This is a genomic window from Streptomyces collinus Tu 365 (assembly GCF_000444875.1).
In the GTDB taxonomy this organism is placed as follows: Bacteria; Actinomycetota; Actinomycetes; order Streptomycetales; family Streptomycetaceae; genus Streptomyces; species Streptomyces collinus_A.
This window is the reverse complement of sequence record NC_021985.1, coordinates 7,256,877-7,280,691: the sequence shown is the minus strand read 5'-3', so window position 1 is coordinate 7,280,691 and position 23,815 is coordinate 7,256,877. Positions and strand designations below refer to the sequence as shown.

At 73.6% G+C, this 23,815-nt stretch carries 20 protein-coding genes; 7 read left to right on the top strand and 13 right to left on the bottom strand.

What is annotated here, in order from left to right:
• Positions 1-67: 67 nt before the first annotated feature.
• Both putP and B446_RS36250 read right to left on the bottom strand, forming a co-directional pair.
• Positions 68-3,649, bottom strand: a complete 3,582-nt coding sequence (gene putP / locus B446_RS31580; RefSeq protein WP_020943509.1) for a sodium/proline symporter PutP — start codon at positions 3,647-3,649, stop codon at positions 68-70.
• 123 nt (positions 3,650-3,772) lie between these two features.
• Complete coding sequence (locus B446_RS36250) at positions 3,773-6,235, bottom strand: SpoIIE family protein phosphatase (RefSeq protein ID WP_420010342.1); 2,463 nt, start codon at positions 6,233-6,235, stop codon at positions 3,773-3,775.
• Between the two features lie 166 nt (positions 6,236-6,401).
• On the opposite strand from B446_RS36250, the gene B446_RS31570 reads away from it, so the two are divergent.
• Positions 6,402-6,656, top strand: coding sequence for a hypothetical protein (locus tag B446_RS31570; RefSeq protein WP_020943507.1), 255 nt, complete (start codon positions 6,402-6,404; stop codon positions 6,654-6,656).
• 10 nt (positions 6,657-6,666) lie between these two features.
• Complete coding sequence (locus tag B446_RS31565) at positions 6,667-7,851, top strand: SPFH domain-containing protein (RefSeq protein WP_020943506.1); 1,185 nt, start codon at positions 6,667-6,669, stop codon at positions 7,849-7,851.
• Positions 7,852-7,887: 36 nt separating this feature from the next.
• Here B446_RS31565 and B446_RS31560 read toward each other — a convergent pair whose 3' ends face one another.
• From B446_RS31560 to B446_RS31545, 4 genes are all read right to left on the bottom strand, one after another.
• Positions 7,888-8,130 (bottom strand): DUF5302 domain-containing protein, encoded by a 243-nt coding sequence (locus B446_RS31560; protein ID WP_020943505.1) that lies wholly within the window; start codon positions 8,128-8,130, stop codon positions 7,888-7,890.
• A 129-nt stretch (positions 8,131-8,259) separates the two neighbouring features.
• Complete coding sequence (locus B446_RS31555) at positions 8,260-9,678, bottom strand: DEAD/DEAH box helicase (RefSeq protein WP_020943504.1); 1,419 nt, start codon at positions 9,676-9,678, stop codon at positions 8,260-8,262.
• A 658-nt stretch (positions 9,679-10,336) separates the two neighbouring features.
• Positions 10,337-12,043, bottom strand: a complete 1,707-nt coding sequence (locus B446_RS31550; RefSeq protein WP_043476833.1) for a DEAD/DEAH box helicase — start codon at positions 12,041-12,043, stop codon at positions 10,337-10,339.
• A 91-nt stretch (positions 12,044-12,134) separates the two neighbouring features.
• Positions 12,135-12,338, bottom strand: coding sequence for a cold-shock protein (locus tag B446_RS31545; protein WP_020943502.1), 204 nt, complete (start codon positions 12,336-12,338; stop codon positions 12,135-12,137).
• Between the two features lie 391 nt (positions 12,339-12,729).
• Here B446_RS31545 and B446_RS31540 point away from each other — a divergent pair, with 391 nt between their 5' ends.
• The 5 genes from B446_RS31540 to B446_RS31520 are packed head-to-tail and all read left to right on the top strand — an operon-like array spanning position 12,730 to position 18,200.
• Entirely contained in the window at positions 12,730-13,746 is a 1,017-nt protein-coding gene (locus B446_RS31540) for a GlxA family transcriptional regulator (protein WP_078614964.1), read from the top strand.
• Positions 13,743-15,518 (top strand): thiamine pyrophosphate-binding protein, encoded by a 1,776-nt coding sequence (locus B446_RS31535; RefSeq protein WP_020943500.1) that lies wholly within the window; start codon positions 13,743-13,745, stop codon positions 15,516-15,518. Before B446_RS31540 ends, B446_RS31535 begins: the two co-directional genes overlap by 4 nt.
• Positions 15,490-16,155 carry a hypothetical protein gene (locus tag B446_RS31530; RefSeq protein WP_020943499.1) on the top strand — a complete coding sequence of 222 codons (666 nt, stop codon included), beginning with the start codon at positions 15,490-15,492 and terminating at the stop codon, positions 16,153-16,155. The genes B446_RS31535 and B446_RS31530 overlap by 29 nt, the downstream gene beginning before the upstream one ends.
• Complete coding sequence (locus B446_RS31525) at positions 16,152-17,171, top strand: 3-oxoacyl-ACP synthase III family protein (RefSeq protein ID WP_020943498.1); 1,020 nt, start codon at positions 16,152-16,154, stop codon at positions 17,169-17,171. Before B446_RS31530 ends, B446_RS31525 begins: the two co-directional genes overlap by 4 nt.
• A 3-nt stretch (positions 17,172-17,174) precedes the next feature.
• Complete coding sequence (locus B446_RS31520) at positions 17,175-18,200, top strand: histidinol-phosphate transaminase (protein WP_020943497.1); 1,026 nt, start codon at positions 17,175-17,177, stop codon at positions 18,198-18,200.
• Between the two features lie 72 nt (positions 18,201-18,272).
• Here the strand turns inward: B446_RS31520 and B446_RS31515 are convergent, their stop codons facing one another.
• The 7 genes from B446_RS31515 to B446_RS31485 form a co-directional block, all read right to left on the bottom strand.
• On the bottom strand, positions 18,273-18,605 hold the full coding sequence (locus B446_RS31515) for a DUF3140 domain-containing protein (protein ID WP_020943496.1): 333 nt from the start codon (positions 18,603-18,605) through the stop codon (positions 18,273-18,275).
• 9 nt (positions 18,606-18,614) lie between these two features.
• A complete protein-coding gene (locus B446_RS31510; RefSeq protein ID WP_020943495.1) occupies positions 18,615-18,845 on the bottom strand; it encodes a DUF2945 domain-containing protein in 231 nt (76 codons plus the stop codon).
• A 54-nt stretch (positions 18,846-18,899) separates the two neighbouring features.
• Positions 18,900-19,571 (bottom strand): lysoplasmalogenase family protein, encoded by a 672-nt coding sequence (locus B446_RS31505; RefSeq protein ID WP_020943494.1) that lies wholly within the window; start codon positions 19,569-19,571, stop codon positions 18,900-18,902.
• Between the two features lies 1 nt (position 19,572).
• Entirely contained in the window at positions 19,573-20,406 is an 834-nt protein-coding gene (locus B446_RS31500; RefSeq protein WP_020943493.1) for a sterol desaturase family protein, read from the bottom strand.
• Between the two features lies 1 nt (position 20,407).
• Complete coding sequence (locus B446_RS31495) at positions 20,408-21,121, bottom strand: FadR/GntR family transcriptional regulator (protein ID WP_043479474.1); 714 nt, start codon at positions 21,119-21,121, stop codon at positions 20,408-20,410.
• Between the two features lie 176 nt (positions 21,122-21,297).
• Complete coding sequence (gene glpK, locus B446_RS31490; protein ID WP_020943491.1) at positions 21,298-22,830, bottom strand: glycerol kinase GlpK; 1,533 nt, start codon at positions 22,828-22,830, stop codon at positions 21,298-21,300.
• A 48-nt stretch (positions 22,831-22,878) separates the two neighbouring features.
• Positions 22,879-23,646 carry an IclR family transcriptional regulator gene (locus tag B446_RS31485; RefSeq protein ID WP_020943490.1) on the bottom strand — a complete coding sequence of 256 codons (768 nt, stop codon included), beginning with the start codon at positions 23,644-23,646 and terminating at the stop codon, positions 22,879-22,881.
• Positions 23,647-23,815: the final 169 nt, after the last annotated feature.

Here is a 23,815-nt window from a genome sequence, read left to right as displayed (position 1 = left end):
GAGGCCGGGCGGACGCCCCTGCCGTCGGATCCGCCCGGTGCGGCGACGGCGGACCCGCCCGCCGGGCTCAGGCCGCGTCGGCCGCGATGACCTGCTCCGTCCAGATGATCTTGCCGGTCTTCGTGTACCGGGTGCCCCACCGGCGGGCCAGCTGGGCGACGATCAGCAGGCCCCGTCCCCCCTCGTCCGTGGTCCGCGCGTGACGCAGGCGGGGCGAGGTGCTGCTGGCGTCGGAGACTTCGCAGATCAGACCGCGGTCCCGGATCAGGCGCAGGCAGACCGGCCCGGTGGCATGGCGGATCGCGTTGGTCACCAGTTCGCTGACGATGAGCTCCGTGGTGAACGTCAGCTCGGGGACGCCCCATTCCGTCAGCTTGCGAGTGGCCAGGTCGCGGGCGTGCGCCACGGCGGCCGGATCACTGGGCAGGTCCCAGGAGGCGACGCGGTCCGGGGCCAGGACACGGGTACGGGCGAGGAGCAGGGCCGCGTCGTCGGCGGGCGGGCCCGTCAGCAGGCTGTCGATCACTCGCCGGCCGGTCTCCGCCAGGGTGGGCAGGGGCGCCGCCAGGGCATCGCCCAGCCGGGTGAGCCCGACGTCGACGTCCCGGTCGACGGACTCGATGAGGCCGTCGGTGTAGAGGGCGATGAGGCTGCCGTCCGCCAGCTCCGTCTCGATCGACTCGAAGGGGAGGTAGCCGAGGCCGAGCGGTGGTCCGGCAGGCAGGTCCAGGATGTCGGCGGTGCCGTCGGGAGCGACGATCATCGGGGGCAGGTGACCGGCCCGGGCCATGGTGCACCGCCTGCTGACCGGGTCGTAGACGGCGTACAGGCAGGTGGCGCCGAGGAACGCGGTGCCGGTCGCCGCGCCCTCGGCCGCCGACGGCGCGTCGATGTCGTGCGCCCCCATGAGGCCGATGACCAGGTCGTCCAGATGAGCCAGCAGTTCGTCCGGAGACAGGTCCAGGTTGGCGAGCGTACGCACCGCGACGCGCAGGCGCCCCATGGTCGCCGCCGCGTTGATGCCGTGCCCGGCGACGTCCCCGACGACCAGGGCCACACGTGCTCCGGAGAGCGGGATCACGTCGAACCAGTCGCCGCCCACACCGCTCGGGGCGTCCGCCGGCAGGTACCACGACGCCACGTCGAGGGCGGAGCCTCCCGTCAGGTCCTGCGGCAGCAGGTAGCGCTGCATGGAGCGGGCCGCGGTGCGCTCACGGGTGAAACGGCGTGCGTTGTCGACGCACACCGCCGCACGCGAGACGAGCTCCTCGGCGAGGCGGACGTCGTCGTCCTCGAAGGGGCCCAGCCTCCGGGACCGGGCGAACGTCGCCACCCCCATGGTGACCCCGCGCGCCCGCACGGGGACCACCATGACCGAGCGGAAGTCGTGGTCCAGGAACGAGGCGCCCAGTGTCTCGTCCACGGTCACCCACGGACTGGTGGCGGGGTCCAGGACCCGTTCGACCAGGGTCCTGCTCTCGAGCAGGCAGCGGGTCACGGGCGTCTCGGGCGCGCGCCGGACCGTCTCCCCCACGGCCAGTGACGCCTCGGGGCAGCCCGCACGGACCGACCGCTGTGCCGCACGGCGCAGGACCGGCGCCATGCCGACCGGTCCCGGGGCCGGCTCCTCGCCTCTCATGACCGAGTCCAGCAGGTCGACGGCGACGAAGTCCGCGACGGCCGGCACCGCGTCGTCGGCCAGTTCCTGCGCGGTCCGGGTCACGTCCAGGGTGCTGCCGATGCGCGCGGCGGCGTCGTTGAGCAGGGCCAGGCGTTCCTGCGCCCGCCATCGCTCGGTGACGTCGATGATCATGTACCAGACGCCGACGCTCCGGTCGTGGCGGTCCTTCATCGCGAAGAAGGAGGCGGAGATCGCGCGGCTCCGGTCGTGCACCGTGTAGCCGGCACCGCGGTACTCGAAGTCCATCACCGGCGCGCCGGTCCGCAGCACCGCGCGCATCTGCTCCTCGAAGGCGTCGGCCTCGGCCTGCGGCAGCACCTCCGACATCCGCCGGCCCAGCCGCCGCTTCAGCGGGATCTGGCGGTTCAGCGGCTCGTTCACCCAGACGTACCGCAGATCCGTGTCGAGGACGGCGATGCCGACCGGCGCGTGGCTGAGGAACGGAGTGAGCATCAGCTGGCTCACCCCGCCGCCCGGCATCCGCCAGAAGGCCCGTTTCGGCGGCCGGCCCGCGAACCTGCCGAAGACCAGTGCCGCGAGCGTCGCGATCAGGACCCCCGGGATCATCTCGTAGACGCCGGACCAGAAGGGGCCGTGCAACGGTCTGACCACACGCCACAGGAGCACCGTGACCGCGCCGGAGACGATCCCGGCCATGGCCCCCGCCCAGGTCATGCGGGGCCAGTAGAGCGAGAGCAGGACGACCGGGCCGAAGGCGGCGCCGAAGCCCGCCCAGGCGTAGCCCACGATGCCCAGCAGCCCGCCGCCCCTGAGCGCGATCAGGGAGGCCACCAGCGTCACGGTGACGACGGCGGCGCGCCCCACCCACACCAGCGCGCGGTCCGAGGCACGCCGCTTGAGGAACGCGTGGTAGAAGTCCTCCGTGAGGGCGACGGACGACACGAGGAGCTGGCTGTCGGCCGTCGAGATGATCGCGGCGAGTACCGCGATGAGCATCACGCCGGCGCCCCACGGACTGAACAGTGTCCGGCTCAGTGCGATGTAGACCGTCTGCGGGTCATGGAGCGGTGCGCCGAACCGCGCGATGCCCAGGAGGCCGACCGCGGTGGCACCGGCCAGCACCACGATCACCCACCCGGTCTCGATACGGCGGGCCGCGGGGACGGCACCGGTGCTGCGGATGCCCATGAAGCGGGCCAGGATGTGCGGCTGCCCGAAATAGCCCAGGCCCCAGGAGAGCAGTGAGACGATCGCGACGGCGCCGAGCGACCCACCGCCTCCCGTCCACCGTCCGTGCGCGAAGTCGACCTTGGCGCCCATGTCCAGGAGACCGGGCGTCCTGCTGTCGAGGGAGGCACGGAGCGCACCGAAGCCGCCGAGCGTCGCGATACCGACGACGGGCAGCACGAGCAGGGCGAGGAACATCAGCGTGGCCTGCATGACGTGCGTGAGGCTCACGGCCAGGAAGCCGCCCAGGCACGAGTAGACGACGATCACCAGGGCGGTCAGGGCCACCCCGAGGCGGAAGCCGGCGCCGAAGATGTGCCCGAAGAGCAGTCCGCCGGCCACCAGCCCACTGGCGACGTACACGGTGAAGAACACGAGGGTCACCGCCGCCGAGACCATGCGGAGCATCCGGGTGCGGTCCTCGAACCGCTCCTCCAGGTAGGCCGACAGGCTCACCGCGTTGCCCGCGCGCTCGGTGTAGGTACGCAGCCTCGGCGCGACGAACAGCCAGTTGAGGTACGTCCCGAGCACCAGGCCGACGGCGAGCCAGCCGGCGCCGAGGCCGGCCGCGTACACCGCTCCGGGAAAGGCGAGGAACAGCCAGCCGGACATGTCGCTGGCCCCCGCGGACAGGGCCGCGACGAACGCGGGGAGCCTGCGGCCGCCCAGGGCGAAGTCGGCGAAGGTGTGCGTACGGCGGTAGGCCCAGACACCTGTTCCGATCATGACGGCCACGTACACGAGGAACGTGGCCACGATCGGCGCACTCAAGTCGGACATACTGCCTCGCCTGCGAGGTTCATGAGCACGGGCCTGCGACCGCACGACGGGGAGTCGTGATCCCTGCTGCACCAATGTACCGAGACCGGCCGCCCTCGGCGGCCCGTGCCGTCGGCGCGGCACTCAGGCACGGTGGCCCTCCCCCTTCGGCACGGGCAGCCGGACCAGGAGCAGCGTCACGTCGTCGTCGTGCGCGGCCGTGTCCGGCAGGAGGGTCTTGACGAGCAGGTCCGCGGTCTGGTCGAGGCCTTCCCTGTCCGCGGGTACTCCTTCCAGCGCCGTGCCGAGCGTGCGGGCCAGGGTGTCGATCTGGGTCTCGATGTCGGTGCCGGGCCTTTCGACGAGCCCGTCGGTGTAGAGGGCCAGCGTGGTGCCCGGCGCCACCGGCTGGGTCGCCTGCTCGAACGGCACCCCCGCGGCGCGCGGGTCGTTGACGCCCAGCGGTACCCCGACCGGCGTCCTGAGCGTGCGGGCGGGCCCGTCGGGGGGCAGGGCGATGACCGGGAGGTGGCCCGCCGAGCAGAGGGTGACCTCGTGGGTGCTCTGGTCCACCACCAGGTAGACGCAGGTGACGAGCTGGTCCGCCAGGTCGGCCACGAACGCGTCCAGCCCGGTCATCAGCCGGCTCGGCGGTACGTCCGTGCGGGCCAGGGCGTGGGAGGCGGCGCGCATCTGGCCCATGACGGCCGCCGCCTCCAGGCCGCGCCCCATCACGTCACCCACGACGATGCCGGTGCGGTGGGCGTCCAGCGGAATGATGTCGAACCAGTCGCCGCCCACTCCCGGGTCCTGGACGGACGCCAGGTACCGGTGGGCGGCGGGCAGGTACGGCAGGGAGGACGGCTCGCCCATGAGGCTGTGCTGGAGGGTGTAGGCGATACGCCGGTGCTCCTCGAAGCGCTCGGCGCGTTCGGCCTCGAGGAGTCTGCGTTCGGTGATGTCCCGCACGGACAGGAACACCCGTGTCTCCTCGTCCGCCCGGAGACTGCTCACGCTCACCTCCACGGGGAACTCCGCGCCGTCGCCGGACAGCCCGTAGAGGCCCTGGTCCACGACGACCGGCCTCGGATCCACCTGTCGCAGGTAGGCGCGCAGCAGCGCGTCGTGCCTGCGCCGCCGCGGGGCGGGCACCAGGTCGACGACCGGGGTGCCCACGAGGTCGGCCGGTGAACGGCCGAGCAGCTTCTGCACCTGGGCGTTGGCCAGGACGATGACACCTTGGCCGTCCGTGATCAGCAGGGCGTCGGGAGCCGACTCCAGCAGCGCGAGGAAGCGCCGGTTGGCCCGTCGCACTTCGCGCTGGGCCGCGACCCGGTCGGTGATGTCGGTGACGACACCGCATACGGCGTAGGGGGCGCCGGAAGCGTTCTTGAGCGGGAACAGGCTGGTGAGGAAGGACCGCGACCCCCCGGGCAGGGCGATCAGCTCCTCGTGCTGCGTGGGCTCGCCCTCGGCCAGCATGGCGAGGTCGGCGGCGCGCGCCTGACGCGCGAGGTCGGGCGGCATGACGTCCCGGTCGCGGCGGCCCAGTACCCGTGCGCGCGGCAGGCCGAGGCTCTCCTCGAAGGTGGTGTTGACAGCCAGGAAGCGACCGTCCAGATCCTTGACGAACATCACCGCGGGGGTGTGGTCCATGAACGCCTGCAGCAGTTCGTTCTGCCGCACCTGCCATGCGGCACGTGCGTGCGCCAGCTCGACACGGCGGCCCACGACCAGCGCCGCGAAGACGACCGTGGTGAACACGGCCACGTGCCCGCACACCAGCAGCGCGGTCCCCAGACGCGCCCCGAACAGTCCCGCGTCCTCACCGGCCAGGACGAGCCCGCCCAGCAGCGGCGGTACCACCAGGACGGTGACGAACAGCCGGCGCCCGAGTGCTCCCGTGGTGCCCGCGTTCATCAGCAGCCCGGCGGGACCACGGTCGGGCCGGGCCAGGAAGGCGGCGATGCCCAGCAGCACGAGAGCCATCCCGGTGTACAGGGCCATCCCCTTGTACGCACCGAACCGCTCGAGTTCGGGCACGGCGTACGCGAATCCGTAGATCCGCAGCATTCCCAGGGTGAGGACGGCCAGGCCGGGGATCTGGCTCGTCCATGCGGGCAGCCGGGCCGCGCTCGCGCACAGGACCGCCACGCCCCCGATGACCAGGGCCGCGGCCGTGTTCGGAGCCATCCGGCCGGGTACCTCCGACGCCATCCGGGCGGTGTCGTCCTTGAAGAGGAGTTCATCGATGCCCAAAGCCACCCCGGTCACGTACTCCACGGCGGTGAGTCCACCGAGCACCGCGGCCAGCGCACCGCCCGCGCGCGCCACGACGGTCATCCCCGGAGTGAGGGGGCGGCGAGTCACCAGAAGCAGGGACACGCCGAGCGCCAGCAGAGCCACGGCCGTGTTCGCGCTCATGGCCGCGTCGCTGCCGGGCCCACGCCTGAGGAGTTCCAGGCCGAAGACCCACCCGGAGAGGCCCGCGGCCCCCACCACAGCGGCCAGCAGGGCGGCACCCCGCGCCACCAGGCGGGCAGCGTCCAGGGCGGACTGCTGATACGGCAAGTCCGCGGCCTGCCCTGCTCCGAGTGCGTCAGACACCTCGGCGGTCCGCTCTCTCGCCACCGGACACTCGCTCATGTGGACAAAAAACGGAATCTGCTCTCATACCCTAAGTAATTTGCACCCCCGGCGCTCTGGTCCGAACGTCCCCGGGGGGGCTGGGTCTATCGTCGGAATGACGGGGGCAGGACGAGGAGGTCGGCCCTTGACGCCACAGGACGAGGCCGTGGTCGGCCGCACGGGGACGGTACTCATCGGAACGCGGGGTCCCGCGGGGCCCGGCGAGATCCTGGTCCGGGTCAGAGGAGGCTCCGAGACCTTCCTCGCCTGGTCGGAGAAGCCCGTGTCCGCGGGCACGACGGTGCTCGTGATCGAGTCGCGTGGATGCCGTGAGGTCGGTGTCATCGAGTGGGTGGATCCGTTGGACGCGCTCGGCGAGGACCCGGCCGGCGCCGACTGAGGAGTACAGCATGCTTGGATACCGCGTCCCCGCCCCCGACGAGGCGATGCTGATCTCGGGCGGCAGGCGGGGTCTTGGAGGCGCGCCGTTCCGCGTGGTCACGGGGCACGGCAAGTTCGTGCTCCCCGTCTTCCGCAAGGTCCGGTTCCTCACCCTGTCCATGTGCGAGTCCGAGGTCACGGAGACCTGCGTGACCCGGCAGGGCATCGCGTTGCACGTCCGCGCGGTCATCGCCTTCAAGGTCGGCAACGATCACGAGAGCATCATCAACGCCGGTCAGCGGTTCCTCTCCGACCAGGAGCAGATGTCGGTGCTCACCGGCCGGATCTTCGCCGGGCACCTGCGGGCCATCATCGGCTCGATGACGGTCGAGGAGATCGTCACCGAGCGCCAGAAGCTCGCAGCGGAGGTCCTGGACACCTCCAAGACCGAGATGGCGAAGATCGGCCTGACCGTCGACTCCCTGCAGATCCAGTCGATCGACGACGGCGACACCGGCTACATCGACGCGATGTCGGCCCCGCACAAGGCGGCGATCCAGCGGCAGGCCCAGATCGCCCAGGCGCAGGCCACCCAGGCCGCGGCCCAGGCGGAGCAGGCCGCGGCCCGCGCGCAGGCGGAGTACGCCCGGCAGACCGCCGTCGTCAGGGCCGAGTACTCGGCCGAGGTGGACCGCGCCCAGGCGAAGGCCGCGCAGGCGGGACCGCTGGCCCAGGCGGACGCCCAGCAGGAGGTGCTCACCGCCCAGACGGAACTGGCCGCGCGCCAGGCCGAGTTGCGTCAGCAGCAGTTGGTGGCGGAGATCCTGAAGCCCGCCGAGGCCGAGGCCGAGCGGATCAGGATCCTCGCGGCCGCCGAGGCACAGCGGATGAAGGTCCAGGCGGAGGCGGCGGCCTCGTACGACCGCGTCGCTCTCGACCGGATGCTGATAGACCAGCTTCCGCAGATCGTCAAGGAGGCCGCGGGGGGCCTCGCGGGCGCCCAGGTCAACGTGCTCAACGGCGCGGACGGCCTCGGCGAGATCGCCGCCGGTCTGGTGTCCCAGGGCCTGACGATCCTCGACTCGGTGCGGCGGAACCTGAGCGGCCAGGACGCCGACGGCCGGCGCCCCGGGGAGAGCGAGGACAACGGCCTGCTCCGGCTGGCCGCCCGCAAGGAGCAGAAGCCGAACGACGGCCGCGTGGACGCCGACTGAGGACGGCGGCGGGCGTGGCCGCCGCCGTGGAACGGCTCAGCCGCCGCTCTTGCGCCTGAACGACCGCTGGCTCGCGGCCGGGCCGTGCGCGGCACGCACCTTCGAGGCGTCCGGGCCGGCGCCCGTGTCGGCGGCGTCCGTCTGCGCGCCGCGCTTGCGGGCCAGGGCTTCGCGGAACTTGCGCTTGAGGTCGTAGTTGCCGTCGCTGTCCGGCGCCAGCGGGGACGTCCCGGGCTCAGCCGGCTCCGAACCTTCCGTGGGCACGTGCTCTGCGGTCATGGTGACCTCCTGGGTTCGGGCGGGGTGGCACGGGCAGGCACAGCTTGTCATGCCGGGCGCCGGGCGGGCCTGGGGCCGGGCCGAAAGACGTCGAACCCGGGCCGCCCCCCTGCCGGGGGCAGCGGGTTCTCAGCCCCCGCGACGCACGCGGGCGGCCTTGCGGGCCTCCGCGAGCTTGCGGGCCTCACCGGCCTTCCTCGACGACCTGCCGCCGGTGCCGCGGGAGTTGTCCTTGCTGGTGCCGAGGCCGCGGAAGGGAACGTTGGTGTTCCTGGGCCGGGGAACGGCGGGCCCGCCGTCGAGCGGGGTGCCGGAGGGGGCCTTGGCGCCGGTGATCCGGCTCAGTTCCGCCTCGCCCGAGCGCACCTTGGTCACGGTCGCCTCGATGCCGGCCTCGGCCATCATGCGGCTCGTCTCGCGCCGCTGGCCCGACAGCACGAGCGTGACCACCCTGCCGGACTCACCGGCGCGGGCGGTGCGGCCCGCCCGGTGCACGTAGTCCTTGGGGTCGGTGGGCGGGTCGGCGTTGACCACGAGGTCCAGGTCGTCGACGTGCAGGCCACGGGCCGCGACGTCGGTCGCCACCAGCACGGTGAGCTGACCGTCCTTGAACTGCGCCAGGGTCCGCGTGCGCTGCGGCTGGGACTTGCCGCTGTGCAGCGCCCCGGCGTGCACGCCGGCGGCCCGCAGATGCCGGGTGAGCTGGTCGACGGCGTGCTTGGTGTCGAGGAACAGCAGGACGCGGCCGTCGCGGGCGGCGATCTCCGTGATGACGGCGTAGCGGTCGGGGCCGTGGACGACCAGGACGTGGTGCTCCATCGTCGTGACCGCGCCCGCGGACGGGTCGACCGAGTGGACGACGGGGTCGTGGAGGTAGCGGCGGACCAGCTGGTCGACGTCGCGGTCGAGCGTGGCCGAGAAGAGCATCCGCTGGCCGTCGGGGCGCACCTGGTCGAGCACGTCGACCACCTGCGGCAGGAACCCCAGGTCGCACATCTGGTCGGCCTCGTCCAGCGCGGTGATCCGCACCCGGCCCAGGCGGCAGGCGTTGCGCTCGACCAGGTCGTGCAGGCGTCCGGGAGTGGCGACGACGACCTCGGCTCCCTCGCGCAGCGCCGCGATCTGCCGGCCGATCGACATGCCGCCGACGACGGTGGCCGTCCGCAGCCGCAGTGCCTCGGCGTACGGCGCCAGCGCCTCGGTGACCTGCTGGGCCAGTTCGCGGGTGGGGACGAGGACCAGGGCGAGGGGCTGCTTCGGTTCGGCGCGCCGCCCGGCGGTACGGGTCAGCAGCGGCAGGCCGAAGGCGAGCGTCTTGCCCGATCCCGTGCGCCCGCGCCCCAGGACGTCGCGCCCCTGGAGGGCGTCGGGGAGGGTGGCGGCCTGGATGGGGAAGGGTTCGCGCACCCCGAGTCCGCTCAGGGTCCGCAGCACTTCCGTCGGCAGTCCCAGGCCCTCGAAGGAGACGGCCGGGGGCGTGACCGCTTCCGCGGCCTCGGGCCGGGCGGGGTCGCCGTCGGCGATGCCGGAGTCGTCGGGGTGCTTCATGAACAGCCTTCCGCAGAGGAACGTAGCGAGGATCGTGACGAGGTCCGCCGATGCCGGGGCCGGTCGGTCACCGCCCGCGTCCCGGCCGCCGAGGGGGCCGGTGTCCGGGCCGGGAGTGGGGTGCTCCGTCGTGGGACCCGCACCGGGCGGCCGACGGTGACGGCCGGACGCCGGCGGACTGCCGGACGCCGGGCACCTCGGTGAGCACGGGACGCACGAGAGCCGCCCGGTGTCGCCGTGGCCCCGCCGCGAAGGAACGCGCCGCGCGAACCGCCGGAGGCCGAGGCGTCCGCCGGAGGCGCCGGACGGCGGGCCGCCGCACTGGCGCACCGCCGCTCCGGCGGGTTTCGGCCCGGCGACTACGGCCACCGGCCGGGCGGCGACGGCGTCCACGACGGGCCGCCGGTTTCGCCAGGGCCGCCGGGAGAAGCTTCTCCGTCCGGGGCCCGCCGGGAGACACTGCTCCGTCGGGCCCGCGGCCACCCGGGGCCGCCGAAGGACACTGCCCGGCCCGGCCTGCGGCCGGCCGGGGCCGCCGATGGATGCTTCCCCGCCCGGCCCACGGCCACCCGGGGCCACCGAGGGACACTGCCCCGGCCGGCCCACGGCCGGCCGAGGCGCCCGGGGGACCCTTCGCGGTCCGGTCCGTGGCTCGCTCCTAGCCGGCCGAGCCGCGGCGGCCGCCGGTGCCGGTGGTGCCGCCCTTGGCCGCGCCGGAGGACGGCCGGCGGCCGGTGGAGCGGACGGTCTTGCCGGAGGGGGCCGCGCCGTTCGCCGTGCCGGCCGCGGACCGTCGGCCGGAGCCGCGGCCGCCCGTGCCGCCGGCACCGCCCGCGGCGCCGCCGGAGCCGGTGCGGCGGGCCGGGGCCCGGCCGCCGGCCGAGGAGGCGCCGCCGGACGCCGTCGACGCGGACCCGGAGGCCGCCCCGCCCCGGCGGTCGGCGCCGCGACCGCCCGTCCTGGCGGTGGCCGCCGTCGCCGTGTCGGTGCCGCCGCCGCGGCGGCGGCGCGAGGAGCGGCCGCCGGGCTTGCGGTCCGGGCGGGACGCCTGCGGCGTCGCGGGCTGGGGCACCTCGATGGTGACGGCCACGCCGGAGGGCTCGCGGGCGCCGGTGATGGTGGACAGCTCGGCGTCGCTCGACGTGACGCGGGCCGTCCGGGGGCGGATGCCCGCGTCGGACATGAGCCGGGTGACGTCCCGCTTCTGGTCGGGCAGGACCAGCGTGACCACACTGCCGGAGCCGCCGGCGCGGGCCGTGCGGCCACCCCGGTGGAGGTAGTCCTTGTGGTCGGTGGGGGGATCGACGTTGACGACGAGGTCGAGGTCGTCGACGTGTATGCCGCGGGCCGCGACGTTCGTCGCCACCAGGGCGGTCACCTGACCGTTCTTGAACTGCTCCAGGGTGCGGTTGCGCTGCGGCTGGGAGCGGCCTCCGTGCAGGGCCGCCGCCCGCACGCCGACGGCCAGGAGCCGCTTGGCGAGCCGGTCGGCGGACCGCTTGGTGTCGAGGAACAGGATGACCCGGCCGTCGCGGGCGGCGATGCGCGTGGTGACGGCCTTCTTGTCGGTCTCGTCCAGGACGTGGAGCACGTGGTGCTCCATGGTGGTCACCGCGCCCGCCGACGGGTCCACGGAGTGCACCACCGGGTCGGTCAGGAACCGCTGCACCAGGCGGTCGATGTTGCGGTCCAGCGTGGCCGAGAAGAGCATGCGCTGCCCGTCGGGCCGCACCTGCTGGATCACCCGGGTGATCTGCGGCAGGAAGCCCATGTCGGTCATCTGGTCGGCCTCGTCCAGCACCGTGATGCGGACGTCGCCGAGCACGCAGTCGCCGCGCTCCACCAGGTCGTTGAGCCTGCCCGGGGTCGCCACCAGCACCTCGGCGCCGCGCCGCAGCGTGGCGGCCTGCTTGGTGATGGACAGACCGCCGACCACCGTGGCGAGCCGGACGTTCACGGCTGTCGCGTAGGGGGTCAGCGCGTCGGCCACCTGCTGGGCCAGTTCCCGGGTCGGGACCAGCACCAGGGCGAGCGGCGCCTTGGGCTCGGCGCGCAGTCCGGCGGTGCGGGCCAGCAGCGCCAGGCCGAACGCGAGGGTCTTGCCGGAGCCGGTACGGCCCCGCCCCAGCAGGTCACGGCCGGCGAGCGAGTTGGGCAGCGTGGCGGCCTGGATGGGGAAGGGGGTGGTGACGCCCTGCGCGGTGAGGGTCTTCAGCAGCCCCGGAGGCATGTCCAGATCGGCGAAGTCCTCGACGGCGGGAAGAGCGGGGGTCGTGCTTTCCGGCAGCCGGAATTCCTTCGGCGACGACGGCGAGGGAGAGGGCGACGAGGCGCGCCGACTCGGCTTCTGGGACCTGCGGGACATGCGGATTTTTTTCTGCCTTCCTGGAAACAGCACGAACCGGGGTCCGCACCATGACGGCGCGGACCCCGGTGCGCGAATATGCGTCCGGCGATCAGGCGGGGACGATGTTCTCCGCCTGCGGGCCCTTCTGGCCCTGCGTGACGTCGAACGAGACGCGCTGGCCCTCCTGGAGCTCACGGAAGCCCTGGGTGGCGATGTTCGAGTAGTGGGCGAAGACGTCCGGACCGCCGCCGTCCTGCGCGATGAAGCCGAAACCCTTTTCAGAGTTGAACCACTTCACGGTTCCCTGTGCCATGACTTTCTCCTTCTGTAGGCAGAGGCCCCATCCGGAGATGCCGGAAAACAAACAGTGCGCCTTTAGGAGAAAGCATTTCCCGTCAGGCGCACATAGGTTCATGGGTACCACAACTGCAACTCGTAAACCGTAGCACAGTCCCGCCGTCCGGGGTGGGTCACCGGGCGGAGCGCCGCGTGCCGGTGTCCCGTGACCCGCCCCACCAAGGCCCTGTGAGCTGCCTCACCCGGCGCGTTCGGCCCGGCGCGCGACGGGGGCGCCAAGGGGGCGCGAAGTGCCTCGCCAGCAGCCCTGCCCCGCCGCTGCGGCGCTCTTCCGGCGCCGCCCGCTGGCCGGATACGTCAGTAATCTGTCATTGCAGCCAGTGCGGTGACCGATACAGGCTGTGACCGTGTGGGAGCGACGTGTTGTGGTCGTGGTGTACGCGGGGGCGATGGCCCTGGACATCACCGGCCCTATTGAAGTGTTCGACATGGCGAACCGGCTGCTGGGGCCCTCGGGCACCCCCTACCGGACCGACTTCGTCTCCGCCGACGCACCGCTGGTGCGCATGAGTTCGGGGGTGGTGCTGGAGGCCTCGCCGCTCGACGCGGGCCAGGGGCCGATCGACACGCTCCTGGTGCCGGGCGGCTGGAGCCTCGACGCGGCGTTGCGGGACCGGGCGCTGGTGTCCTGGATCGGCGGGGCGGCGACCCGCTCGCGCCGGGTCGCCTCCGTGTGCGGCGGCTCCTTCCTGCTGGCCGAGGCGGGCCTGCTCGACGGCAGACGCGCCACCACGCACTGGGCGTACAGCGACGCGATGGCGCACCGCTACCCGGACGTGACCGTGGACGCGGAGCCGATCTTCATCTGGGACGGGCCCTTCGTGACCTCCGCGGGCGTGTCGACGGGGATCGACATGGCGCTGGCCCTGGTGGAGGCCGATCACGGGGCGGCGCTCGCGCTGGAGACGGCACGGTTCCTGGTGCTGTTCCTCAAGCGGCACGGCGGGCAGTCCCAGTACAGCGCCGTCCTCGACGCGCAGTTGGCCGACCACCCGCCGATCCGGGCGGCGCAGGAGTGGATCCAGGGCAACCTGGACAAGCCGCTGCCCGTGGCCGAGATCGCCCGGCGGGCCAACATGAGCCAGCGCAACTTCGCCCGGGTCTTCCGGCGCGAAGTGGGCCTGACGCCGGGCCAGTACGTCGGGCGGTCGCGGATCGCCCGGGCGCGGGAGCTGCTGGAGACCACGGACCTGACGATCAGCCAGATAGCCGGCCGGTGCGGGTTCGCCGCCACCGAGACGTTCTTCCGCTCCTTCGGGCGGAGCCTGGGCCTCACGCCCAAGGAGTACCGGCACCGCTTCCAGGTCGTCTCGCCGGCCGGCCTCGTCGACCGGCACCACGAGCCGGAGGGGAGTCCCGCATGACCACCACGACCCCGGACCCGCGCGCGGCGGAACCGCTGCGCCTGGTCGACCTGTTGGCCGCGGAGCTCGCCGCGGCGGGCGTCACCCACCTGTTCGGCGTCGGCGGCGCGAACATCGAGGACCTGTACGACGCGGTGCACCGGGGCGGAGCCGTCCGCGGCGTCGTCGCCAAGCACGAGTTCTCCGCCGTCACCATGGCCGACGGGTACGCGCGCAGCACCGGACGCGTCGGCGTCGTCGCCGCCACCTCCGGCGGCGGGGCGATGAACCTGGTACCGGGCCTGGCGGAGGCGTACGCCTCCCGGGTGCCCGTGCTGGCCCTGGTGGGCCAGCCGCCGACCGGCCAGGAGGGGCAGGGGGCGTTCCAGGACTCCAGCGGCAGGGCGGGCTCCTTCGACGCGCGGGAGGTCTTCGCGCCGGTGTCCCGGTTCTGCGCCCGCGTGGACGACCCGGACTCGCTCGCGGAGCTGTTGCCCCGGGCGCTCGCCGCGGCGCGGGCCGCTCCGCGCGGACCGGCCGTACTGCTGCTGCCCAAGGACGTGCAGCAGGCCCCGGTCCGGCTGCCCGCCCGCACACCGGCACCGGCACCGGCACCGGAGGACTCCCCCGCCGCACCGCTCGACGCGGCCGCCGTCGGCGCCGTCTCCGACGCCCTGCGCGGGGCCCGCCGGGTCCTGGTCATCGCCGGTGAGGAGGTCGCCGCCGCCGACGCGCGGGTCGAACTGGGCGCGCTGGCAGGTCACTTGGGGGCATGGGTGGCGGTCACGCCGGACGCCAAGGACGTCTTCGACAACCGGGACCCGCGGTTCGCCGGTGTGGCCGGGGTGATGGGCCACGCGAACGTGGCGGACTGCCTGCGGCGGGCCGAGGTGTGCCTGCTGGTCGGTACCCGGCTGCCCCTCCTGGCGCGCGGCGGCCTCGACCGGGCCCTGGCCACGACCCGGGTCGTCAGCCTCGGCCCGGAACCGCCGTTCCTGCCCGCCACCGCGCTGGGCGGGAACCTGCGGGACGCGCTGCGCGCGGTGACCGCCCGGCTGCCGTCGCGCCCCCGCGCCCGTCCCTGCCCGCCGCACGCCGGACCGGTCCCCACCGCCCTGCCGGAACGGGCCGTCCCGGCGGGTGAGGGCACCGTCCCCGCGGGCCGGCGCACCGTCCCGCAGGCGCGGGCGGTGGCCGCGGTGGAGGCGGCGCTCCCGGAGGACGCCCACGTGTTCGTGGACGCGGGCAACACGGGGGCCGCGGCGATCCACCTGCTGCCCGCGCCCCGTCACGGGCGGTTCGTGGTCGCGCTCGGCATGGGCGGCATGGGCTACACCTTCGGCGCCGGCATCGGGGCCGCGCTGGCCACCGGCCGCCGTACCTACGTGCTCGCCGGCGACGGGGCGTTCTTCATGCACGGGATGGAGGTGCACACCGCCGTGGAGTACGACGCGCCCGTCACCTTCGTGATCCTCAACAACAACGCGCACGCCATGTGCGCGATGCGGGAGGAGTTCCTGCAGGGCGGCGGCCGCGCCGACGACCTGTTCGCCCCGGCCGACATCGCCGCCGGGGTGGCCGCCGCCTTCCCGTCCCTGAGGGCCACGGGGGCCGCCGACGCGGCGCAGCTGCGCACGGCCCTGCTGCGGGCCAACGCGGGCAGCGGGCCGGCCCTCGTCGCGGTGACCTGCGACCCGCGGGAGATTCCGCCGTTCCTGCCCTTCCAGTCCTTCACCAACAGCACCACGCACAAGGAGAGTTCAGATGAGCAAGGAGTCGTCCACGTCGGCTGAGAGGCTGGCGGGCATCCCGGGCCTGATGCGGATCGAGAACACCGCCAAGGAGGAAGTCACCGCCCACTGCATGGAACTCACCCACGCCGTCTACCCGCACCACCAGGTGTACGGGCAGTACTGCACCATCCACGAGTACGTCGACTGCCCCCCTGAGCAGGCCTACGACTACCTGCGCCAGGGGCACCACCTGGAGGAGTGGACCTTCAGCCTGCGGGACTTCGCGCCCACCGGCACACCGGGACTGTGGGCCGGGTACGACCGGCTGGAGGACGACACCCGGATCTACTGCGAGGTCGTCGCGAACCCCGGCGCCCTGACCGTGGACTACCACTGCTCGTGGGACCAGGGCGACCAGCTCTGGATGATCTACCTGATGCGGGTGGTCCCGGCCTCCCTGGTCCTCGGCCGGCCGGGCTCGGTGATCACCTGGACCAACTGCCGGCACCCCCACTACGACGACAACCCGCACCCCGAACTGGCCCCGCGCCCGGACCGGCCCTGGGTGGGCGACTACTGGGACCTCTTCTACGCCGGGCACACCGTGGAGATGCGCAACCTCAAGGCCATCCTGGAGCACCGGCACCGAAGCGGCCTGCCGGTCGGTTCGGCCCCCGCCCGGGCGGTGACCCGGTGACCACGGTCAGCCTCACCGACGTCGCCTGCTACCTGCCCGGCGACCCGGTGCCGGCCGAGTTCTACACGCGGTACCCCGGCGCCGAGGACAAGCTCCGCGACCACCCGATGTTCAAGGTGCCGCCGTCACGCCACCACGTGGCCAGGGACGAGACCAACGCCGACATGATCGAGCGCGCCGTACAGCCCCTGATCGAGCGGCACAGCGCGGCTCAGATCCGGGACGTCGACGTGCTGCTCGTGCACAGCCAGCTGCCCGACCTGCCGTTCGTCGGCGCCGGGACCGAGGTGGCGCGCCGGCTCGGCCTGAATCCGGAGTGGCTCGTCGACGTGGCCAACGCGGGCTGCGCGTCGTTCGTGTACATGCTGAAGCTGGCCCGGCAGATCCTCACCACCACCGACGCGCGGACCGCGCTGATCTGCAACGCGCAGAGCGCCGCCGGCCAGTGGTTCACCCAGTCCGAGGTGCGCAGGCTGGCCCAGGCCGCGATCCCGGGCGACGGCTGCGGGGTCGGGTACGTGACGACGTCGGCCGGGTCGCCGGTGCTGGACGTGGAGACCCGGCACATCGGGGCGTACGCGGGCGACATGACCGTGGCGGTCGACGACGGCCGCAAGTACTGGGAGCCTGGCGAGTCCCAGCTGCGGATCGGGTTCACCGACGCGAGCGTCGCCAAGGTCCTGGCGCGCGGGAACCGCCTGGTCCCCGAGGTGGTCACGGACCTGTGCGGGCGGCTCGGCGTGCCGACCTCCGACATCGACGCCCTCATCACCAACCAGCCCAACCGCACCTTCCTGCGGAACTGGCGGGAGGCGCTGCGACTGCCGCCGGAGCGGCACCTGCACACCTTCGACGTGTACGGGAACCTGTTCGGGGCGGCGATACCGATCACCCTGGAGCGCGCGATCGCCTCCGGGCAGGTGGCGGACGGCGACCTGGTGGTGCTGGGCGGCTTCGCGCACGCGGGCGACTTCGCCGGCGCTGTCGCCGTGCGCTGGCACGGCGGGCGGGACTGAGGCATGGAGGACGGCCTCCCGGTGCCGCACCGGCTCGCCCTGAACGAGAGCCCCTATCCCCCGCTGCCGTCGGTGCGGGAGGCGATGCGACGGGCCGTCGACCGGGCCCACCGCTACCCGCCGTTCCACCCCGAGGAGCTCACCGGGCGGATCGCCGCGTGGTGCGGGGTGGCCCCCGACCGTGTCGCGGTCGGCAGCGGCTCGGTCGGCGTGGCCCTGCAGTTGTTCCAGGCGGTGGTCCGGCCGGGCGACACGGTGGTGTACGGCTGGCGCTCGTTCGACGCGTACCCGCTCCTGGCCGGCATGGCCGGCGCCCGGCCGGTCCCCGTGCCCCTGACACCGGACGGGCACCAGGACCTCCGGGCCCTGCTCGCGGCGCTCGGCCCCCGCACCCGGGTCGTGGTGCTGTGCAACCCGCACAACCCCACCGGCAGCCTGGTCACCGCCGGCGCGCTGTCGGCGTTCCTGCGCCGCGTCCCCCCGCACGTCACGGTGCTCCTCGACGAGGCGTACGTCGAGTTCGCCCGCCATCCCGGCCTGCCGGACTCGCTCGCGCTGCTGGAGGCGCACCCCAACCTGCTGGTGCTGCGCACCTTTTCGAAGGCCTACGGCCTCGCCGCGCTCAGGGTCGGCTACGGACTCGGCGCGGCCGGACTGGTGGCGCGGATCCGCGGGCGGCAACTGCCGTTCGGCGTCAACGCGGTGGCGACGGCCGCGGTGCTGGCCTCGCTGCGGGCCGAGGACGAGCTGCGCCTGCGCGTGGACGCGGTCGTGGCCGAACGCGAACGGCTGCTGCGCGAAGTCGCCTCGCTCGGCTGGGAGATCGGCCCCAGCCACACCAACTCCGTCTGGCTGGCCGCGCCCGACCCGGTCGACGAGGCCGCCGCGGCCCTCACCGGCGCGGGGGTCCAGGCGCGCCACTACCCCGGCGAGGGCCTGCGGCTCACCGTCGGCGACCGCGAGGCCAACGACACGGTGCTGGGCGCGCTGGCGGGAGTGCGGGCACGGCCGGGCGGGGCGCGCCGGTGAGGCGGGCCGCCGGCGGGACGAACGGTTCGGGGCGGGCCCCTGCCGGGACAGGCGGGCAGGCGGCGGTACCCGTCAGGACAGCGGGTCGTGGCCCCAGTTCATCAGGGAGTACCGCCAGCGGGTCTCCCGTACGTCGCCGGACGGGCGCTGGGCGAGGTGGCGGTGGATGTAGCCGACCACCTTGCGCATGTGCCGGTAGTCGTCGTCGGAGAGGTCGCCCTTCCTCGCCCGCAGGATCTGCGTGATCCGGCGGCCGGAGGCGTGTCCCGTGGACTCGCCTCCGGCCTGGTGGTCCCCGGCGTCGCGCGAGTCGTCGGACTCCAGCCACTTGTCGAGTTCGGCCGGTGTCATGTTGACCAGCTCACGGAATTCGTCCCAGGTCTCCTTGCGCTCGGTGTCGTCCACGCCGCCGTCTCACTTCTTCTTCTTGAGCGCGGACGGCTTGTGCACCGCGGAGCCGCCGGACTTGTCGCTGCGGACCTGGTACTGCGGCTCCTCGGGCGAGGCGTCCACGGTGCGGCCCGCCGCTTCGGTGCGCTCGGTGATCTTCTTCTCCACCTTGCCCTCGGCCTGACCGCCGTGACTCCTCCAGGTCACGTCGTCGCCCTTCTTCAGCTCCTTGTCCTCACCACGGTCCTTCGCCATGCGGACGCTCCTTCGCCGGGAATCGGGCTGTCTCTCCAGCGTGCGGGCGTCCGGTCAGGTTCGCAGCCGGGGGGCGGACGGCGCCGGCGCGACGCCGTCCGCCGCTCCCGGCTCCGCCGCGGCGACGGCCATGGTGATCAGGGCGAGGGCCAGGGTGTAGGTGACCATGACCAGCACGCCCTGCCCCGGGAAGCCGATGCCCGCGGCGCCCAGTCCCACAAGCAGGTCCGAGCCGAGGAAGACGAGGCCGCCCCAGGCCGCCCGCGGCCCCAGCACGCGTGCGGTGAGCGCCATGGTGACCAGGGCCAGCGCGTACCCGGCGACCGCGATCCCGAGGGCCGGCCCGAGCGCGGGCGCGAGGACGGCGACCGCCGCGGCCCAGCCGGCGCCGTGGACGGCGCACAGCAGGCGGCGGGAGCGCAGGTGCCCGAGGGCGCCCGCGCGCACGAACGCCGCCGTCCAGCACAGCTGCGCGCCCAGGAAGAACCCGAGTCCGGCGGCGAAGGCCGCCCGGCCCGGCAGCATCAGGGCCACGTCCCCGGCGGTGGCGAGGCCGAGGCCGGCCAGGACCGGGGCGTGCCGGGTGCCGGTCAGGCGCCACAGATGGACCGCGAGCACGGGCGCGAGGAGGGGTTTGGCGGCCCACTCCAGGGCCGGCGGGCCGGCCGCGACGCCGGCGATGTCGAGGGCGGCGAGCGCGGCGAAGGCGAGGATCAGCGGCGGCATCTCACGCCTCCGTCCGGGGCGCCCAGCCGGGCGGCCCGAAGAGGTGGCCGGCGCGGTCCCGCCAGCGCGTCGCCGCGCGGACGTCGCGCCAGGCGGCGGCGAACTCGTGGAAGGCCACCCGCGCCGGGTTGTAGGTGTCGATGTTCTTCGTCAGGCCGTACACCACCCGCTCGCCCTCCGGTTCGAAGGTGCCGAACAGCCGGTCCCAGACGATGAGGATCCCGCCGTAGTTGCGGTCCAGGTACGCGTTGTTCGAGCCGTGGTGGACGCGGTGGTGGGAGGGCGTGTTGAAGATCCACTCCACCGGCCGCCACAGCCGGTCCACCCGCTCGGTGTGCAGGAAGAACTGGTAGACGAGGCTGAACGCCTGCTGGAGCAGGATCATCCAGGGCGGCACGCCGAGCAGCGCCAGGGGCAGCCAGAACGGCAGGCCCGTCATCGGGGTCCAGCTCTGGCGCAGCGCGGTGGAGAGGTTGAAGCGGACGCTGGAGTGGTGGACGACGTGGCTGGCCCACAGGACCCGTACCCGGTGGTGGGCCCGGTGGAAGGCGTAGTACGCCAGGTCGTCGCCGAAGAACAGCAGGACCCAGGTCCAGGCGGAGGACGGCGGCAGGTGCCAGGGGGCGGCGGTGCAGAGGGCCGCGTACAGGAGGATCGTCACCGCCTTCCACGGCACGGCGACGACCTGGCTGCCCGCGCCCATGGACATGCTGGTGACGGTGTCGCGCAGCTCGTACCCGCGTTCGTCGTCGTCCGGCAGGAAGCGGTAGGACAGCGCCTCCACGACGACGAGGAGCACGAACGCCGGTATCGCGTAGACCACGGCCGGGATCATGTCAGCGCACCGCCTTCCGGCGCGTGGCGGGCACGCTGCGGGACAGCAGCTCGCGGGCCAGCCGCTCGGCCGCCGCGTCCTCGCGGGCCGCGATGTGCGCCGCGAGCCGCTGGTGGGCGGCGACGTCGAGGAGTTCCGCGGCCCGCAGGTCGTCCGGCACGTCGGCGACCGGGAGCGTGCCGCCCACCAGGCTGTTGAAGGCCAGCAGGTAGGCGATGTTCCCGGAGCCCTCCACGATCAGCCGCCACCAGGCGACGTCGGCCTCGCCCAGCTCGGTCAGGTCGGGACCGGTGCGGGCGTAGCGGCCCGCGGCCTCGACGATCTCGCCGGCGGCCGCCTCGGAGCAGCGCAGCGCGCACAGCCGGGCCGCGTCGGCCCCGACGCAGGCGCGCATCTCCAGGGCGTCCCGGGCGAGGTCGGTCACCGAGGGCCCGGCGTCGGCCGCGGCGATCCCGACGGCGAGGTCCAGCCCGGCGGTCCGCCGCCAGTCCAGGACGAGGGTGCGGCCGCCGTGGCTGACCTCGACCAGCCGCGCCTGCTGGAGCCGTTTGACGGCCTCCCGGACGGCGTGCCGGTTCACCCCGAACTCGGCCGCGAGGTCCCGTTCGGCGGTGAGGGCGGCGCCGGCCGGCAGCTCCCCGCCGAGAATCCTGTCGCGCAGCACGGCGAAGAGCTGGTCGGAGACCGCCTCCCGCCGGATGTGTCCCTGAGTCATGGCGATCAGGGTGACGGCGCCCCGTGCACTGGTCAACTGGTTGGACCAGTGTTTCTCGGCCGACGGGCGGCCAGGGGGCCGGGGGCCGACGGGCGGCCAGGGAGCCGGTGGGCCGACGGGCGGGTGAGGGGCGTGCCCTGGGTTGCCGACTTTCCGCGGGCCGGCGCGGCCGGCGGTCAGGCGTCCGGGGGCGGGGCGGCCGGTTGGGGTTGCCTCACCCAGCCGAGGGAGCGTTCCACCGCGCGTTGCCAGTTCTCGTACTCCGCCGCGCGGTGTGCGGGGTCCATGCCGGGCAGCCACTGACCGGCGCGGTGCCAGTTGCGGCGCAGGACCTCCAGGTCCGGCCAGTAGCCGGCGGCCAGCCCGGCCGCGTACGCCGCGCCGAGCGAGACCGTCTCGGCGACCATGGGGCGCACCACGGGCACGTCGAGCACGTCGGCGACGAACTGCATGAGCAGGTTGTCCGCCGTCATGCCGCCGTCCACCTTGAGTTCCTTCAGCGGTACGGAGGAGTCGGCGTTCATGGCGTCGACCACCTCGCGGGTCTGCCAGCCGGTGGCCTCCAGGACGGCACGCGCCAGGTGCCCCTTGGTGATGTACGAGGTGAGGCCGACGATGACGCCGCGGGCGTCGCTGCGCCACCGGGGCGCGAACAGGCCCGAGAAGGCGGGGACGATGTAGCAGCCGCCGTTGTCCTCGACCGTCCGCGCCAGGGTCTCGATCTCCGGGGCGCTGCTGATCAGGCCCAGACGGTCGCGGAACCACTGGACGAGCGCGCCGGTGACGGCGATGGAGCCCTCCAGCGCGTAGAAGGGCTTCTGGTCCCCGATCCGGTACGCGACGGTGGTGAGCAGTCCGTGCCGGGAGCGCACGGGCTCGGTGCCGGTGTTCAGGAGCAGGAAGCTGCCGGTCCCGTAGGTGCACTTGGCCTCCCCCGGGGAGAAGCAGGTCTGGCCGAACAGGGCCGCCTGCTGGTCGCCGAGGGCCGCCGTGATGCCGACGCCGGGCAGCAGCGCGCGGGCGTCGCCGTACAGCTCGGCCGACGACCTGATCTCGGGCAGCATGACCCGGGGGACGCCGAAGAGGTCCAGCAGGTCCTCGTCCCAGGTGAGGGTGCGGATGTTCATCAGCATGGTGCGGCCGGCGTTGGTGACGTCGGTGATGTGCAGGCCGCCGTCGGCGCCGCCGGTGAGGTTCCAGACGAGCCAGGTCTCCATCGTGCCGAACAGCACCTCGCCGTCCCTGGCCCGCCGTTCCAGGCCCTTGACGTGGTCGAGGAGCCAGCGGATGCGCAGTGCGGAGAAGTAGGTCGACGGCGGCAGGCCGCACCGGTCGAGGAAGAAGTCCTCCCCCGGCCGCCGCGCCAGCTCCGCCACGAGCGGAGCCGTGCGGATGTCCTGCCAGACGATCGCCCGGCCCAGCGGTACGCCCGTCCGCCGGTCCCAGAGCACCGTCGTCTCCCGCTGGTTGGCGAGACCGATGGCGGCGACCTGTTCCGGGTCGATGCCGGCGGCGGCCAGCGACTCGGGCACGACGCGCCTCAGGTTCTGCCAGATCTCCACGGCGTCGTGCTCGACCCAGCCGGGCCGGGGGAAGTGCTGCTGGTGCTCCCGTTGCGCGACCGACACCAGCCGCCCCCGGTGGTCGAAGAGGATGCAGCGGGTGGAATTGGTGCCCTGATCGATGGACATCACGTGACGTTCGGCCATGATCGGGTCTGCCTTCCGACGGATCGGGGCGGGTCGGGGTGCGGCCGTCTACCAGCGAGCGGCTCCCAGGTCTCTGGAGATCGCCCGCGCGGCCTCCCGGAGCAGGGTGATCAGGCCGGGGCGCGGGTGTCCCTGGCTGTCGCAGATCCGCTCGACGGGACCGGACAGACCGATGGCCCCCACGACGAGGCCGCCGTGCCCCCGGATCGGCGCGGCGAGGCCGGCCTCGCCCATGCTCATCTCCTGGATCTCGGCGGCCCAGCCGAGCTCCCTCACCTCGCCGAGCGCGCGGGTGAGCTGCTCCGCGGTCACCAGGGTGTGCCGGGTGTACGGCTCGAGGCCCGCCTGCTGGGCCGACTCCATGGTCGCGGTCCCGAAGGCCAGGAGCACCTTGCCCAGCGAGGACGCGTGCAGCGGCAGCAGCGCGCCGACGTCCAGGGTCTGGAGCGTGTCGTCCGGCCGGAACACGTGGTGGACGACGAGCACCCGGTCCTCCAGCGGGGTCCCGAGGCGTACCGCTTCGCCGCTGCGGGCGGCCAGGGCGTCGGCCCAGTTCAGCGAGCGCGAGCGCAGTTCGTTGACGTCCAGGTAGCTGGTGCCCAGGTGCAGCAGGGCGGCTCCGAGCTGGTACTTGCCGGTGGCCGCGTCCTGCTCCACGAAGTCCACGTGCTGGAGGGTGCGCAGGATGCCGTGGGCGGTCCCCTTGGCCAGCCCGAGCGAGGCGGCCACCTCGCCGAGCCCGAGTCGGCGGGGTCCGCCGGCGAGCAGACGCAGGATCGCCGCCGCCCGCTCGATCGACTGGACTGGGCCGGCCATGATGCGAGCGTATTACCGCCGCGGACGATCCGCTCCGCGGGCAGGTCGGGGCCGCTCCGGCGGCGGGACGGGCCGGGGCGTTCGGTAATGCCGACCCACGTTCATTGACCCGCCCGGTTTGTCTCCATACGGTTCTTCGAGGCCGGGCACACGCGCTGCGGCACGAGCG

Coding starts and splice junctions, on each gene's coding strand:
- putP (WP_020943509.1), bottom strand. CDS start 3,649: ATGTCCGACTTGAGTGCGCCGATCGTGGCCACGTTCCTCGTGTACGTG.
- B446_RS31565 (WP_020943506.1), top strand. CDS start 6,667: ATGCTTGGATACCGCGTCCCCGCCCCCGACGAGGCGATGCTGATCTCG.
- B446_RS31560 (WP_020943505.1), bottom strand. CDS start 8,130: ATGACCGCAGAGCACGTGCCCACGGAAGGTTCGGAGCCGGCTGAGCCC.
- B446_RS31555 (WP_020943504.1), bottom strand. CDS start 9,678: ATGAAGCACCCCGACGACTCCGGCATCGCCGACGGCGACCCCGCCCGG.
- B446_RS31550 (WP_043476833.1), bottom strand. CDS start 12,043: ATGTCCCGCAGGTCCCAGAAGCCGAGTCGGCGCGCCTCGTCGCCCTCT.
- B446_RS31545 (WP_020943502.1), bottom strand. CDS start 12,338: ATGGCACAGGGAACCGTGAAGTGGTTCAACTCTGAAAAGGGTTTCGGC.
- B446_RS31535 (WP_020943500.1), top strand. CDS start 13,743: ATGACCACCACGACCCCGGACCCGCGCGCGGCGGAACCGCTGCGCCTG.
- B446_RS31530 (WP_020943499.1), top strand. CDS start 15,490: ATGAGCAAGGAGTCGTCCACGTCGGCTGAGAGGCTGGCGGGCATCCCG.
- B446_RS31520 (WP_020943497.1), top strand. CDS start 17,175: ATGGAGGACGGCCTCCCGGTGCCGCACCGGCTCGCCCTGAACGAGAGC.
- B446_RS31510 (WP_020943495.1), bottom strand. CDS start 18,845: ATGGCGAAGGACCGTGGTGAGGACAAGGAGCTGAAGAAGGGCGACGAC.
- B446_RS31505 (WP_020943494.1), bottom strand. CDS start 19,571: ATGCCGCCGCTGATCCTCGCCTTCGCCGCGCTCGCCGCCCTCGACATC.
- B446_RS31500 (WP_020943493.1), bottom strand. CDS start 20,406: ATGATCCCGGCCGTGGTCTACGCGATACCGGCGTTCGTGCTCCTCGTC.
- B446_RS31495 (WP_043479474.1), bottom strand. CDS start 21,121: ATGACTCAGGGACACATCCGGCGGGAGGCGGTCTCCGACCAGCTCTTC.
- glpK (WP_020943491.1), bottom strand. CDS start 22,830: ATGGCCGAACGTCACGTGATGTCCATCGATCAGGGCACCAATTCCACC.
- B446_RS31485 (WP_020943490.1), bottom strand. CDS start 23,646: ATGGCCGGCCCAGTCCAGTCGATCGAGCGGGCGGCGGCGATCCTGCGT.